This is a genomic window from Ralstonia pickettii, assembly GCF_000607165.1.
In the GTDB taxonomy this organism is placed as follows: Bacteria; Pseudomonadota; Gammaproteobacteria; order Burkholderiales; family Burkholderiaceae; genus Ralstonia; species Ralstonia holmesii.
In genome coordinates this window covers 44,485-57,958 of record NZ_JFZG01000026.1, presented here as the reverse complement: position 1 = coordinate 57,958, position 13,474 = coordinate 44,485, and the positions used below count along the sequence as shown (strand labels likewise).

14 protein-coding genes are annotated in these 13,474 nt (G+C 65.1%); 10 read left to right on the top strand and 4 right to left on the bottom strand.

Annotated features, from left to right (window positions below; translation table 11 throughout):
* Positions 1 to 15: 15 nt before the first annotated feature.
* From BG83_RS0123830 to gcvA, 4 genes are all read right to left on the bottom strand, one after another.
* Positions 16 to 615 (bottom strand): YidB family protein, encoded by a 600-nt coding sequence (locus BG83_RS0123830; RefSeq protein WP_024979103.1) that lies wholly within the window; start codon positions 613 to 615, stop codon positions 16 to 18.
* A gap of 82 nt (positions 616 to 697) precedes the next feature.
* Positions 698 to 1,447 (bottom strand): 16S rRNA (uracil(1498)-N(3))-methyltransferase, encoded by a 750-nt coding sequence (locus BG83_RS0123825; protein ID WP_024979102.1) that lies wholly within the window; start codon positions 1,445 to 1,447, stop codon positions 698 to 700.
* 34 nt (positions 1,448 to 1,481) lie between these two features.
* Positions 1,482 to 1,901 carry a VOC family protein gene (locus BG83_RS0123820; protein WP_024979101.1) on the bottom strand — a complete coding sequence of 140 codons (420 nt, stop codon included), beginning with the start codon at positions 1,899 to 1,901 and terminating at the stop codon, positions 1,482 to 1,484.
* Positions 1,902 to 1,978: 77 nt separating this feature from the next.
* Positions 1,979 to 2,905: a transcriptional regulator GcvA gene (gene gcvA / locus BG83_RS0123815; RefSeq protein WP_024979100.1), complete on the bottom strand. Its 927-nt coding sequence runs from the start codon at positions 2,903 to 2,905 to the stop codon at positions 1,979 to 1,981.
* A 174-nt stretch (positions 2,906 to 3,079) separates the two neighbouring features.
* Between gcvA and BG83_RS0123810 the strand changes: the two genes are divergently transcribed.
* The 10 genes from BG83_RS0123810 to dgoD all read left to right on the top strand — a co-directional run bounded on the left by BG83_RS0123810 (position 3,080) and on the right by dgoD (position 13,403).
* The gene (locus BG83_RS0123810; RefSeq protein WP_024979099.1) at positions 3,080 to 4,144 is read left to right on the top strand and encodes a porin; all 1,065 of its coding nucleotides are present in this window, start codon (positions 3,080 to 3,082) and stop codon (positions 4,142 to 4,144) included.
* A 175-nt stretch (positions 4,145 to 4,319) separates the two neighbouring features.
* A complete protein-coding gene (locus BG83_RS0123805; RefSeq protein WP_024979098.1) occupies positions 4,320 to 5,333 on the top strand; it encodes a 2-dehydro-3-deoxygalactonokinase in 1,014 nt (337 codons plus the stop codon).
* A 76-nt stretch (positions 5,334 to 5,409) separates the two neighbouring features.
* Positions 5,410 to 6,414 carry an arabinose ABC transporter substrate-binding protein gene (locus BG83_RS0123800; protein ID WP_024979097.1) on the top strand — a complete coding sequence of 335 codons (1,005 nt, stop codon included), beginning with the start codon at positions 5,410 to 5,412 and terminating at the stop codon, positions 6,412 to 6,414.
* A 33-nt stretch (positions 6,415 to 6,447) separates the two neighbouring features.
* Positions 6,448 to 7,995 (top strand): L-arabinose ABC transporter ATP-binding protein AraG, encoded by a 1,548-nt coding sequence (gene araG / locus BG83_RS0123795; RefSeq protein ID WP_024979096.1) that lies wholly within the window; start codon positions 6,448 to 6,450, stop codon positions 7,993 to 7,995.
* Between the two features lie 77 nt (positions 7,996 to 8,072).
* The gene (gene araH, locus BG83_RS0123790) at positions 8,073 to 9,020 is read left to right on the top strand and encodes an L-arabinose ABC transporter permease AraH (protein WP_419177616.1); all 948 of its coding nucleotides are present in this window, start codon (positions 8,073 to 8,075) and stop codon (positions 9,018 to 9,020) included.
* A 10-nt stretch (positions 9,021 to 9,030) separates the two neighbouring features.
* Positions 9,031 to 9,945, top strand: coding sequence for an SMP-30/gluconolactonase/LRE family protein (locus BG83_RS0123785; RefSeq protein WP_024979094.1), 915 nt, complete (start codon positions 9,031 to 9,033; stop codon positions 9,943 to 9,945).
* The gene (locus BG83_RS0123780) at positions 9,926 to 10,810 is read left to right on the top strand and encodes an aldose 1-epimerase (RefSeq protein ID WP_024979093.1); all 885 of its coding nucleotides are present in this window, start codon (positions 9,926 to 9,928) and stop codon (positions 10,808 to 10,810) included. Before BG83_RS0123785 ends, BG83_RS0123780 begins: the two co-directional genes overlap by 20 nt.
* Complete coding sequence (locus BG83_RS0123775) at positions 10,807 to 11,616, top strand: SDR family oxidoreductase (protein WP_024979092.1); 810 nt, start codon at positions 10,807 to 10,809, stop codon at positions 11,614 to 11,616. The genes BG83_RS0123780 and BG83_RS0123775 overlap by 4 nt, the downstream gene beginning before the upstream one ends.
* Positions 11,613 to 12,239 (top strand): 2-dehydro-3-deoxy-6-phosphogalactonate aldolase, encoded by a 627-nt coding sequence (locus BG83_RS29750; RefSeq protein WP_024979091.1) that lies wholly within the window; start codon positions 11,613 to 11,615, stop codon positions 12,237 to 12,239. Before BG83_RS0123775 ends, BG83_RS29750 begins: the two co-directional genes overlap by 4 nt.
* Before the next feature lie 15 nt (positions 12,240 to 12,254).
* Positions 12,255 to 13,403, top strand: a complete 1,149-nt coding sequence (gene dgoD / locus BG83_RS29745) for a galactonate dehydratase (protein WP_012762895.1) — start codon at positions 12,255 to 12,257, stop codon at positions 13,401 to 13,403.
* The last annotated feature ends 71 nt before the right edge of the window (positions 13,404 to 13,474 follow it).

The window sequence follows — 13,474 nt, the reverse complement described above, 5'->3', positions numbered from 1 at the left end:
TGCGGCGATAAACGTTCAGGCCGCCGGCACTGCGCCTTGCGGCGTGAGGTGATTGACTGCTTCGGGCAGGCCTTCGGCGAGCTGGTTGGCGAGGTCGCCTTCGCTGATGCCGAAGTGGGCGGCCAGTTTCGATACCTCCTCCAGCGCACCCGTGCCACTCAGTGCCTGCGTAATCTGCTCGCCTGACACCGGCAGGTTCTGGCCATTGCCGATCCACGATTTGACCTGTTCGCCCAGACCGGCTTGCTCCAGGATCTGCTGCAGCGGCCCCAGGCCTCCGACGGCCGCCTGATCGGCATTGCCGTTGCCACCGCCCAGCAAACCGCCGAGCAGGCCACCAAGGCCACCCGCTCCGCCTGCGCCGCCGAGCAGGCTGCCCAGTGCGCCGGCACCGCCTGCCGCACCCAGCAAGCCACCCAGCGAACCGAACAGGCCGCCGCCCTGATCTTCCTGCCCTTGCGGCGCGGCCGCATCGCCCGCGCCTTGCGACTTGTGCTTCATCGCCAGGTAAGCCAGCACGCCCACGGCAAGCAACACCTTCTTGTTGCCGAGCAAGGACGATTGCGCACCGCTGGCGTCATTGCCGCCGCCGAGAATCGAATCGAGTAGACCCATGATGAAGCTCCTTTGGTCAATGGCGGGCATGGGGGAAAGGCCCGCCGGGGGGATCAAACGGTCAGTGTTTCGTTGTCAGAACTTAGAACTCGCCGAGCACGGCGTGCAGCGCGGACACGGCAACAAGCGCCGCCGATTCCGTTCTGAGAATACGTCGCCCGAGTGTCAGCGGTAAGAAACCGGCAGCCTCGGCAAGCGCTTCTTCGTCGGGCGAAAGACCGCCTTCGGGGCCGATCAGCAGCACGATGCCGCTGCCTTCGATGCGCGTGCGCGACTGCACCGCCCATTGCGTAAGCGATTGCGTGCCGCGCGGTGACAGCAGCACGCGCGGCGCCTCGGTCGACTTGGCGGCGGCGAGCCATTCGCGCAGCGTGGCGACCGGTGCGACAACCGGCACGCGGGCTCGGCCACATTGCTCGCAGGCGGCCTGCACCAGTGACTGCCAGTGCTGCACGCGCTTGGCTGCACGCTCGCCGGAGAGGCGCACCACGGCGCGCTCGGTCTGCAGCGGAGCCACCGCATTCACGCCCAGTTCGATGGCCTTCTCGATCAGCCAATCCATCTTGTCGCCACCGGCAATGCCTTGCGCGAGCGTGATGGCGTAGCGGGCCTCTGTGTCGGGCTGTGTGGCATCCGCAAGGCTGGCGGTGGCATCGCGCTTGTTGATGGCGGCGAGCCGAGCACGGAATTCGTGGCCGGAGCCATCGAACAGGCAGACGTCATCGCCGACGGCCAGCCGCAGCACGTGGATGTGGCGTGTGACGGCCTCGGGCAGCGTGACGGTTGTGTTGGGGGCGAGCGGCGTATCGACGAAAAAACGGGGAAGCCCCATGACAGCAATCCTTGTGGTGAATCGGGTCAGGCGATCAGGCTGCCGCCGGGCGGCAGGCGAGGCCCCAGCGATAACCGTCGGGATCGCGCACGGCGGCGTAGCGCTCGCCCCAGAAGGCATCGTGCGGCGCCATGATGGACGTGGCGCCCTGGTCCAGCGCGTTCTGATACGCGGTGTCGACGTCGTTGCAATACAGGTGGAAGCTCTGCGGGCATTCAAAGCCCGCGGCGGCAGGGGCTTTGGCGGTGGAGCCGAAGACGCCTTCGGGCGCAAACATCAGCATGAGCTGGCCCTGGTAGGTCATCTCGACGTGGATCGGGCGGCCATGGTCGTGCATTTCATCCTGCACATCGAAACCGAACGCGTTGCGATAGAAGGCGATGGCGGCCGAGGCGTCGTGCACGGTCAGGTACGGGACAAGCCACGGGGTGTTGGCGGGGCGGGGGAAGCTCATGGCGGGCTCCTTCTTCGGCGCAATGCAGCCAGGGACGAGTAGTGTAGAGCGCCCGCCACGCCACAATCAAAAAGAAATCAAAACACCTCGCTTGCCGGGGGCTGGTTGCGTGCACGGCCGCCCCCGCGCGCGACTTCATCGACGAGCCACTGGCGGAACAATGCAAAGCCCGCGTGCTCGGCTGCCTGGTGTGGATGGATCAGGTAGTACGACAGGCGCAGCGAGGCTTCGGTCGCCAGCGGTCGCATCAGACGTCCGGCGGCGATGTCGTACTCGACAAGGATGCCCTGGCCGAGTGCCACGCCTTGGCCGTCAATAGCTGCCTGCAGCGCCATCAGGGCCTCAGAAAACGCCGGCCCGCGCGTGGCATCGATGTGGGGCACACCGACCTCGTCGAGCCATTGCCGCCACGTCGGATGGTGCGCGAGATGGCGGCCGCCGCGCTCGTGCAACAGCGTTTGCGTGGCGAGGTCCTGCGGCATGCGGATGGCCGCCTGCAGCGTTGCGTTGCAGACGGGAAAAAAATCGGTGGAGGTGAACCACTCGACGCGCAGGTTGGGCGCGTTGACTTGCCGGTCGTCGATGCACAGATCGAACTGGCCGTGGTCTTGCACGTCGGCGGTCGAGACTTCGACGCGCACGTGCGGATGCTGGTTGAAGAAACGGTACAGCCGCGGCACCAGCCATTTGGCGCCGAAGGTTGGCGGCACGGCCACGCGCAGCGGCGCGTCGGCGGTGTCCATCAGCAGATCGGTGGCTTGTTCGAGGGCACGCAGCGCGTCGCGCACGCGAGGCAGGTAGTTGTCGCCGGCGTCGGTCAACGAGAGCTGGTTGTTGCGGCGCGCAAAGAGCTTTTTGCCCAGATGATCTTCGAGCTGCTTGATCTGATGGCTGACGGCAGCGTTGGTCACGCAAAGCTCGTCCGCAGCCCGGCTGAAGCTCAAATGGCGGCCCGCAACTTCAAAGACGCGCAATGCATTAAGGGGAGGGAGGCGTCGTGCCATGCGTTCTCGTTAAGAAAAATTTAACGTACAACGAAGAATTTGTAGTTTGCCACGTTAAGGCCGCCCCGACTACAAATGCGCCTGGGGCCGGTGACGATGCTTGGTGTGTGCCTCCAGCGATCTCAAACCGCGCGACGCACCGGACCCCGCCTACAAAAACATTCAGGAGACGTCATGAATCGAACCACCGCTGTTCGCGGGATGCTGGCGTGCAGCCTTGCGCTCGCTGGCTGGACCGCTCCCGCCCTCGCACAAACCAACGTCACGCTGTACGGCCGCGTCGCCAGCGGCATCGACTACCAGAACAACGTCGCCCCCACCGCGACCTCCCCGGGCGGCAGCCTCTGGCGCGCCGCCGACAACCAGTGGGGGACCAGCATGTTCGGGTTCATGGGCAAGGAGGATCTGGGCGGTGGCCTGCAGGCGGTCTTCCGGCTGGAGTCCGGCTTTGGCGCGGCGCAAGGCAAAACCAACGGTGACGCGCTGTTTAATCGCCGTTCGTACGTCGGCCTGTCCAGCCCGACCTGGGGCACGTTGACGGCCGGCAAGAACCTCTTCATCAGCAACGACGTCTGGTTCCTGGACCCGACCGGCCAGCAGTTCATCGGCTCGGCTACGCTGGTGCGCGGGCGTAACTGGCCGGGCGCCAACAACGTCGTCGAATACCAAAGCCCGACCTGGGGCGGCTTCCAGATCGGCCTGCAGACCGGTCTGGGTGAACAACCCGGCTCGTTCACGAACAGCCGTCGCGATGGCGTGTCCGCCGTCTACACCGCCGGCCCGCTGGAGGTGCGCGCGATCTACGACGTGATCCGCGACGGCAACGGCAAGTTCAGCGACATCTTCAATTTCTCGAAGGAAGCGACGATCGGCGGTACGTACACCATCGGCAAGGCGAAGCTGTTTGCCGCGTATGAAAACCTGTCTGCACCGGATGCGGCAGCGGGCGCCCCGACCAAGGCCAATCATTACTGGCTGGGCATCAACTATGAAGTCACGCCGGCGTTGACGCTGATCGGCGCGGCCTATCGCGTCAACGTGAACCACGGCGGCGGTAACGCCAACCTGTTCATGGCGGGTGCCAACTACAACCTGTCCAAGCGCACGATGCTGTACGCGAGCGTGGGCACGGTGCAGAACAGCGCTACCGCCAACTTCTCGGTGGAAGCAACCAACAACAACCCGGCGCCGGGTAAGAACCAACTGGGTGCCTACACCGGTATCGTTCACTCGTTCTAAAAAACCGCTCATGATCCTGTTGCGCGCCCCGAACTCGACTGTGCGACGTTGCCGCTTCTCGACGACGTCTTCATGGACGGCGGCGCCTTCCAAGTCAACCACGGGCCGCTCGCTGCGGATCATGAAACGGTTTTAACCCAGGGCCCGTCCCACGTCACACCAAGCAATGCCACGCATGAACATCCTCACCATCGATACCGGTACCACCAACACACGCGTCACGGTCTGGCGCGATGACGTTGCGCTCTGCCAGGCTGCGCGCCAGGTTGGCGTGCGCGACACCGCCATCACCGGCAACCGGACGACGCTGCAGCGCGGCGTGCAGGACACCATTGAAGCTGCGCTGCAGAAGGCCGGTTTCGGCATGAGCCAGGTCGACTTGGTGCTGGCGTCCGGCATGATCACCTCCAACGTTGGCCTGCATGAAGTACCGCACCTGGTGGCGCCAGCCGGCCTGCGCGACCTGGCCGCGGGGATGGTGCAGGCGAGCATTCCCGAGGTGTGCCCCCAGCCAATCTGGTTTGTGCCGGGCGTGCGCAATCCGGTGGACAACCTCGGCCTGCACAACATCGAGTCGATGGACATGATGCGCGGCGAAGAAGTCGAGACCATGGGTTTGGTCGCTCGCCTTGGCATCACAGAGCCGGCGGTGATCGTGCTGCCGGGTTCGCACTCGAAGTTTGTGCATCTGGACGCGGATCAGCGCATCACCGGCTGTGTGACGACGCTGGCTGGCGAGCTGCTGCACGTGATCACGCACAACACCATCCTGGCCGACGCGCTCGACTCCGACTTTGCCACCGAGGTCGATTCGGAAATGTTGCTGTCCGGCGCGCGCAGCGCCAGCAGCATCGGACTGGGGCGCGCCTGTTTCATGGTGCGCACGCTGGGTCAGTTCACGATCTACGAGCGCAATGCGCGGGCCAACTTCCTGCTGGGCGCGGTGCTGGGCGCGGATCTGCTCACGCTCAAGAACAGCAGCGCGATCCGCATGAACCCCGGCACGCAGTTCGTCATCACCGGCAAGCCGCTGCTGCGCGAGGCGCTGGCCGTGCTGGTGTCGGACGACGATTTCTTCTCGGGCAAGGTCACCGTTACGAGCAGTGAACAGCAGGAACACCTGGCCGGCAGCGGCGCGATCGCCATCGCACGCGAGCGCGGTCTGGTCAAAACCTTGAAGGTGGCGTAAGCCCGGCGCCCACGCCATCCCATCTTTCATCCAACGCAGAACAGATGCCGCAAAGACGGCATCGCAAGGAGACAACATGCAACAACAACGACGCGGGACATTCAAGGCCATTGCTGCCGCCACGCTGTTCGCCATGGCCGGCGGCCTCTCGGTGTTTGCCCATGCAGCCGATGACGTGAAGATCGGCTTCCTGGTCAAGCAGCCCGAAGAGCCGTGGTTCCAGGACGAATGGAAGTTCGCAGACCAGGCCGCCAAGGAAAAGGGCTTCAAGCTGGTGAAGATTGGCGTGCCCAGCGGCGGCGAAGTGCTGACGGCCATCGACAACCTGGGCGCGCAGCATGCGCAGGGTTTCGTGATCTGCGTGCCCGACGTGAAGCTCGGACCGGCAGTCGTGGCCAAGGCCAAGCAGAACAACCTCAAGCTGATGACGGTGGATGACCGCCTGGTCGACGGTGCTGGCAAGCCGATCGAATCCGTGCCGCACATGGGCATCTCGGCCACGAAGATCGGCGAACAGGTGGGCGATGCGATTGCGCAGGAGATGAAAAAGCGCGGCTGGAATCTGTCGGAAGTCGGTGCCATCCGTATTGCGTATGACCAACTGCCGACCGCCAAGGAGCGCACCGACGGCGCAGTCGCAGCGCTCACCAAAGCGGGCTTCCCGGCCGCGAACGTGCTGACCAGCCCGCAGGCCAAGACGGATACCGAAGCCGCGTTCAACGCCGCCAACATCACCCTGACCAAGAACCCGAAGTTCAAGCACTGGATTGCCTTCGGCCTGAATGACGAAGCCGTGCTGGGCGCAGTGCGTGCAGCGGAAGGCCACGGCGTGAAGCCGGCAGACATCATCGGTGTGGGCATCGGCGGCAGCCAGTCGGCGCTCAACGAGTTCTCCAAGCCCGAGAAGACCGGTTTCTTCGGCACCGTGCTGATCAGCCCGAAGCGCCACGGCTACGAAACCTCGATCAACATGTACGAGTGGATCAAGAACAACAAGGCACCGGACCCGCTTACCCTGACCAGCGGCCGCCTGATGACACGCGACAACGAGAAGCAAGTCCGCCAGGAAATGGGTTTGTGATCTTGCGGACAACGTTGTTGAAGGAGACTTGCCATGTCGGCGTTTCTTGAGTTTCGTGGCATCAGCAAGGTGTTTCCGGGTGTGCGGGCGCTGTCCGATGTGTCGTTTGGCATCGAATGCGGCCGCGTGCACGGCTTGCTGGGCGAGAACGGCGCGGGCAAGTCGACGCTGTTGAAGATCCTGGGCGGCGACTATCAGCCCGACGGAGGGCAGATCGTCGTCGAGGGCCAGCCGACGGCGTTCCCGACCACGCGGGCGGCGCTGGATGCCGGCATTGCCGTCATCCACCAGGAGCTGCAGACGGTGCCCGAACTGACGGTGATGGACAACCTGCTGCTCGGCCATTTGCCGGCCAGCGGCGGGTTCATCCGCCAGCGCGAGGCGATGGCCTGGACGCGCGAACAGCTCGGCCGCATCGGTGTCGATCTGGACCCGCGCGCCAAGCTGAAACACCTGTCGATCGGGCAGCGCCAGATGGTCGAGATCTGCAAGGCGATCCTGCGCGATGCGCGCGTGATTGCGCTGGACGAGCCGACAAGTTCGCTGTCGATCCGCGAGACCGACATCCTGTTCCGCCTCGTGAAAGACCTGCGCGCCCAAGGCCGTGCGCTGATCTACATCTCGCACCGGCTGGATGAGATTTTCGAGCTGTGCGACGGCTGCACGATCTTCCGCGACGGCCGCAAGGTGGCGGATTTCCCGTCGATGGCCAACGTCACGCGTGACGAGCTGGTCGCGCAGATGGTCGGCCGCCAGATCGACGATATCTTCGATTACCGCGCGCGCCCGCTGGGCGACGTGCGCTTGCAGGTGGATGGCCTGGTGGGCCCGAAGTTGGCCGAGCCGGCAAGCCTGTCCGTGCGCCGCGGCGAGATCGTCGGCCTGTTCGGGCTGGTGGGTGCGGGGCGGTCGGAGCTGGCGCGATTGATCTACGGGGCCGATCGCAAGACGGCCGGGAGCATCACGCTCGACGGCGCGCCGATCCGCATCCGCGATGTGGCCGATGCCATCCGCCAAGGCATCGTCCTGTGCCCGGAAGACCGCAAGGAAGAGGGCATCATCGGCTGCCGCTCGGTGTCGGAAAACATCAACATCAGCTGCCGGCGCAACCAGCGTCGCTTCGGCCTGTTCGTCAATGACAAGCAGGAAGCGAAGACGGCTGACCACTACATCGCGCGCCTGCGCATCAAGACGCCCAACCGCGAGCAGCCGATTCGCCTGCTGTCGGGCGGCAACCAGCAGAAGGCCATTCTGGCGCGCTGGCTGGCCGAAGACGACATGCGTGTGCTGATCATCGATGAGCCCACGCGCGGCATCGACGTCGGTGCCAAGAACGAGATCTACCAGGTGCTGTACGAGCTGGCCGAACGTGGCGTGGCCGTGCTGATGATTTCCAGCGAGTTGCCGGAAATCCTCGGTGTGGCCGACCGCGTGCTCGTGATGAGCGAAGGCCGCATCGCCGGCGAACTGCCGCGCGAGCAGGCCAATGAGCAGGCCGTGCTCAAGCTCGCCCTACGTCCCGAGTCAGGCCCTGAATCTGCGCCGCTGCCTTCTGCACCCATGCCGCCGCTGGCTGCCTGAGAACCCCGGAGTCCAAGATGTCCCAGTCTCAACCCCTGCAACATTCCGATGCGCTCGCCGCATCGGCACGCTCTGCCATGAACAAGACGCGCCTACTTCGCCTGCTGGACGATTTCAGCCTGCCGCTGATCTTCGCCATTCTGTTTGCCGCGCTGTCGTTCTCGGTCGAGTACTTCTTCTCGTGGCAGAACATGGTGGGCTTGGCGCTCTCCGTCTCGCAGATCGGCATGGTCGCCTGCACGATGATGTTCTGTCTGGCGTCGCGTGATTTCGACCTGTCGATCGGCTCCACGGTGGCGTTTGCCGGCGTGCTGTGCGCGATGATCATCAACGCCACCGGCAGCATCGCACTCGGCATCGGCGGCAGCCTGGTGGCGGGCGCGATCATCGGTGGCGTCAACGGTTTCGTGATCGCCAAGCTGAAGATCAATGCGCTGATCACCACGCTGGCCACGATGGAAATCGTACGCGGCCTCGCCTTCATTGCCTCGCACGGGCAGGCGGTGGGCGTGTCCGACATGGACTTCTTCGACCTGGGCAACACCATCGTCTTTGGCGTGCCGACGCCGGTGTGGGTGGCGGGGCTGTGCTTCGTGGTGTTTGGCGTGCTGCTCAACAAGACGATCTACGGCCGCAATACGCTGGCGATTGGCGGCAATCCGGAAGCGGCACGGCTGGCGGGCGTGAACGTCAACATGACGCGCATCGTCATCTTCCTCATCCAGGGCGTGGTTGCTGCGCTGGCGGGCGTGATTCTGGCGGCGCGCATCACCAGCGGCCAGCCGAATGCTGCGCAAGGCTTTGAGCTGAACGTGATCTCGGCGTGTGTGCTGGGCGGCGTGTCGCTGCTGGGCGGCCGCGCCACCATCAGCGGGGTGCTGGTCGGCGTGCTCATCATGGGCACCGTGCAGAACGCGATGAACCTGCTGAATATCGACGCGTTCTACCAGTACCTCGTGCGCGGCGCGATTCTGCTGGCAGCGGTGCTGGTCGACCAGTTGAAGAACCGCGGCGGCCGTGAGTGAGGCTGCGCAGATGACAACCGCAACCACGCTCTCCGATCTGCGGTGCACGCTGGGCGAAGGCATTGTCTGGGACGACGCCCAGCGCCTGCTCTGGTGGACGGACATCCAGGAATCGCTGCTGTGGCAGCACGATCCGGCGACGGGGCAGGAGCGCCAATGGCCGCTGCCGCAACGCGTGGGCTCTTTCGTGCTGACGGACGAACCCGGCGTGCTCATCCTGGGCCTTGCCAAGAACATCGCCCGTTTCGACACGCGCACCGGCACGCTTACGCTGCTGGCCGAGGTTGAGCCCGACAACCCGACCACGCGCGTCAACGACGGCCGCGCCGATCGCTCCGGCAATTACGTCTTCGGCACCATGCACGAAGGCGGCCCCGAACCCACCGGCAGTTTTTATCGCTTCACGCCGATGGGTGCGCTGCAGCGTCTGGCGCTGCCTCACATTGCCATCGCCAACAGCATTGCCTTCAGCCCCGACGGCGAGACCATGTATTGGTGCGATACGCACAGCCGCCGTATCCACGCGTGCGATTACGACGGGCAGGCCGGCGAAGTCGCCAATATTCGCGTCTTCGCCGATCTGCGCGACCAGGATGCCGAGGGTGCCCACAAAGGCTCGCCCGATGGCTCCACCGTCGACGCAGACGGCTGCCTCTGGAACGCAGAGTGGGGCGGCAACCGCCTGACGCGCTACGCACCGGATGGGCGCGTGCTGGCGCGCATGTCCGTGCCGGCATCGCAGCCCACGTGCCCCGCATTTGGCGGCGAGGTGCTCGATACGCTGTATCTGACGACGGCGCGCGACGGCTTGTCGTCGCACCGCCTGGCAGAAGACGTGAACGCCGGCGCGACGCTGCAGCTTGCCGTGCCCGACGTACGCGGATTGCCGGAGGGCCGGTTCGGCCATGCCTACGTTGCGGCTTGACAACGGCGTGCTACGCGCCGAGGTGCTGCCCGAGGCGGGAGCCGGATTGCTGCGTTTCGATCTGCTGCGAGACGGTGATGTTGCACCCCTCTTCCGGCCGGGCGATGCAGACGCTGCACTGCGCGATCCGAGAACGCTGGCCTGCTATCCGCTGGTGCCGTGGTCCAACCGCATCGGCGGCGGGCGCTTCGCGTTCCAGGGGCAGACCATCGAAGTGCCGCGCACGCGTGACGACGAACCGTATCCGCTGCATGGCCACGGCTGGCTGATGCCGTGGCACGCAGTGTCGCAAACAGATACGTCCGTTGAACTCGCCGCGATGGTCGACCACGGCCGCCCATTCCGCTATCTGGCGGTGCAGCGCTACACGCTGGCAGGCAACACGCTAGACATCGCGCTCACGGTGCGCAACGAAGGTGCGACGCTGCCATTCGGGCTTGGCGTGCATCCGTTCTTTCCGCGCACGGCCGACGTTCGGTTGCGCGCTGGCGCAACGGCCATGTGGCAATCCGCGCCGGACTATCTGCCGACGGTCTTGCAGGCGCCATCTTCCGACGCAGATTTTCGAAAGCTCCGGAAGCTGGAGGCCAGCGCCGCCATCAATCACAGCTTCGAAGGCTGGGATGGCCGCGCCGAGATCGTCTGGCCCAGCCGCCGCATGTCCGTGCAGATTGCCGCCGACACGTCACGCTATGTGCTGTACACGCCGGTTGCGTACGACTTCTTCTGCTTCGAGCCGATCGACCACGCGATCAATGCGCACAACCTGCCGGGCTTGCCGCAAGACCACGGCCTGACCATTCTCGGCACCGGCCAGAGCCTGCAACGCAGCTATCAATTCACCGTGAATCAACCCGCCGCATGACTGCTTCTCCGATGTCTTTTCCGCCGCGTCTCGCAGGCAAGGTCGCCCTGGTGACGGGCGCCACGCAAGGCATTGGCGGCGCGATTGCCAAGCTGTTCGCGCAACACGGCGCACGTGTGATCGTCAACGCGCTGGTGCGTGACGAGCGCGCCGAGGCCTTCGCCGCCGAAATTGGCAACAGCGTCGGCAGCGACGACAACATCCTCCTCGTACAAGCCGACGTGCGCGACCGTGCGCAGATCGACGCGATGGTCGCCGCAGGCGTCGAGCGCTTTGGCGGGATTGACGTGCTGGTCAACAACGCCGGCATCAACGTGTTTGCCGATCCCCTCAAGTTGAGCGAGGACGATTGGGCGCGTTGTCTTTCCGTCGATCTGGAAGGCGCGTGGCACTGCGCGCGCGCCGTGCTGCCGCACATGCTGGCGCGCGGCGCGGGCAGCATCGTCAACATTGCCTCGGTGCATGGGCACAAGATCATTCCGGGCGCGTTTCCGTATCCGGTGGCCAAGCATGGGCTGATCGGGCTCACGCGGGCGCTGGGCATTGAATATGCGGCGCGGGGTATCCGCGTGAATTCGATCTCGCCGGGGCTGATCCTTACGCCGATTGCCGAGGCCGGCTTTGCCGCCGCCCCCGATCCGCAAGCCGAACGCCGCCGCCAGGCTGAGCTGCTGCCGTGCAAGCGCATCGGCGAGCCCGAAGAGGTGGCCTACACCGCGCTGTTCCTCGCTTCCGACGAGGCGCGTTTCATCAACGCGACCGACATCCTGATCGATGGCGGGCGCTCGCAGCTCTATCACGAATGACCTGGACAACCCACCTTCCGCTGATCGCCATCCTGCGCGGCATCCGGCCCGACGAGGTGCTGGCGCACACGCAGGCGCTCGTCGATGCCGGTTTCGATGCCATCGAAATTCCGCTGAATTCGCCCGACTGGGCGCAAAGCGTGCAACTGGCCGCACGCGCCTTCGGTGACCGCGCGCTGATCGGTGCAGGCACCGTGCTGCGCCCAGAAGACGTTGACCTGATGGTCGCGGCGGGCGGCAAGTTGGTCGTCACGCCCAACACGCATGCGCCGGTGATCCGCGCCGCCGCCCACGCCGGCCTCGTCACCTGCATTGGCTGCATGACCGCCACCGAGGCCTTTGCCGCGCTCGATGCGGGCGCGCAGGCACTGAAGATTTTCCCGGCCGGCGCGCTAGGCCCCGGCTATGTGCGCGCGCTCAAGGCCGTGCTGCCGCCCGAGGTGCCGGTATTTGCCGTGGGCAGCATCACGCCGGAGAACCTCGCCGATTACCTTGCCGCCGGCTGCATTGGCGCTGGCCTCGGCAGCGACCTGTATCGCCCAGGCCAGCCCGTCGAGCGCACCGCCGAACGCGCACGCGCCTTCGTCACCGCTTACCGCACCGCCCAATCTGTCCGCACCTGAACGCATCATCGATCCATGAAAATCACCCGTCTGACCACCTACCGCCTGCCGCCGCGCTGGATGTTCCTGAAAGTCGAGACCGATGAGGGCGTCACCGGCTGGGGCGAGCCCGTCATCGAAGGCCGTGCGCGCACGGTGGAAGCGGCGGTGCATGAGCTGTCCGACTACCTCATCGGCCAAGACCCGAGCCGCATCAACGACCTCTGGCAGACCATGTACCGCGCCGGCTTCTACCGCGGCGGCCCGATTCTGATGAGCGCCATTGCCGGCATTGACCAGGCGCTGTGGGACATCAAGGGAAAGGTGCTGGGCGTGCCGGTGTACGAACTGCTTGGTGGCCTCGTGCGCGACAAGATGCGCACGTACAGCTGGGTCGGCGGCGACCGTCCGGCCGATGTGATTGCCGGCATGAAGGCGCTGCAGGCCGGCGGCTTTGATCACTTCAAGCTCAACGGCTGCGAAGAGATGGGCATCATCGACACGTCCCGCGCCGTGGATGCCGCGGTGGCGAAGGTTGCAGAAATTCGCTCGGCCTTTGGCAATACCGTCGAATTCGGGCTCGATTTCCATGGCCGCGTTTCTGCGCCGATGGCCAAGGTGCTGATCAAGGAGCTGGAGCCGTATCGCCCGCTCTTTATCGAAGAACCGGTGCTGGCCGAGCAGGCCGAAACCTACGCCCGCCTGGCCGCCCACACGCATCTGCCCATCGCCGCCGGCGAGCGCATGTTCTCGCGTTTCGACTTCAAGCGCGTGCTGGAAGCGGGTGGGGTATCGATTCTGCAGCCGGACCTGTCTCACGCCGGCGGCATTACCGAATGCGTGAAGATCGCCGCAATGGCCGAAGCTTACGATGTGGCGTTGGCGCCGCATTGCCCGCTGGGCCCCATCGCTCTGGCGGCCTGCCTGCACGTCGATTTCGTGAGCTGGAACGCCACGTTGCAGGAACAGAGCATGGGCATCCATTACAACAAGGGCGCCGAACTGCTTGATTACGTGCGGAACAAGGCCGATTTCGCCCTGGAAGGCGGCTATATCCGCCCGCCGCGCCTGCCCGGCCTGGGCGTCGACATTGACGAGGCGCTGGTCATCGAACGCAGCAAGGAAGCCCCCGACTGGCGCAACCCAGTGTGGCGCCACGCCGACGGTTCCGTCGCGGAGTGGTAAGCCGGGCGGGGGAGGGGGAAGTCGTAGCACGTTTTACTGACCGCGATCACCCCAGCCGGGTCATCCCCGTC

What these genes read in the sequence shown, in the direction of transcription:
- BG83_RS0123810 (WP_024979099.1), top strand. Translation starts at nt 3,080, where the DNA reads ATGAATCGAACCACCGCTGTTCGCGGGATGCTGGCGTGCAGCCTTGCG.
- dgoD (WP_012762895.1), top strand. Translation starts at nt 12,255, where the DNA reads ATGAAAATCACCCGTCTGACCACCTACCGCCTGCCGCCGCGCTGGATG.
- BG83_RS0123805 (WP_024979098.1), top strand. Translation starts at nt 4,320, where the DNA reads ATGAACATCCTCACCATCGATACCGGTACCACCAACACACGCGTCACG.
- BG83_RS0123825 (WP_024979102.1), bottom strand. Translation starts at nt 1,447, where the DNA reads ATGGGGCTTCCCCGTTTTTTCGTCGATACGCCGCTCGCCCCCAACACA.
- BG83_RS0123800 (WP_024979097.1), top strand. Translation starts at nt 5,410, where the DNA reads ATGCAACAACAACGACGCGGGACATTCAAGGCCATTGCTGCCGCCACG.
- BG83_RS0123820 (WP_024979101.1), bottom strand. Translation starts at nt 1,901, where the DNA reads ATGAGCTTCCCCCGCCCCGCCAACACCCCGTGGCTTGTCCCGTACCTG.
- BG83_RS0123780 (WP_024979093.1), top strand. Translation starts at nt 9,926, where the DNA reads ATGCCTACGTTGCGGCTTGACAACGGCGTGCTACGCGCCGAGGTGCTG.
- araG (WP_024979096.1), top strand. Translation starts at nt 6,448, where the DNA reads ATGTCGGCGTTTCTTGAGTTTCGTGGCATCAGCAAGGTGTTTCCGGGT.
- BG83_RS0123830 (WP_024979103.1), bottom strand. Translation starts at nt 615, where the DNA reads ATGGGTCTACTCGATTCGATTCTCGGCGGCGGCAATGACGCCAGCGGT.
- gcvA (WP_024979100.1), bottom strand. Translation starts at nt 2,905, where the DNA reads ATGGCACGACGCCTCCCTCCCCTTAATGCATTGCGCGTCTTTGAAGTT.
- BG83_RS0123785 (WP_024979094.1), top strand. Translation starts at nt 9,031, where the DNA reads ATGACAACCGCAACCACGCTCTCCGATCTGCGGTGCACGCTGGGCGAA.
- araH (WP_419177616.1), top strand. Translation starts at nt 8,073, where the DNA reads ATGAACAAGACGCGCCTACTTCGCCTGCTGGACGATTTCAGCCTGCCG.
- BG83_RS0123775 (WP_024979092.1), top strand. Translation starts at nt 10,807, where the DNA reads ATGACTGCTTCTCCGATGTCTTTTCCGCCGCGTCTCGCAGGCAAGGTC.
- BG83_RS29750 (WP_024979091.1), top strand. Translation starts at nt 11,613, where the DNA reads ATGACCTGGACAACCCACCTTCCGCTGATCGCCATCCTGCGCGGCATC.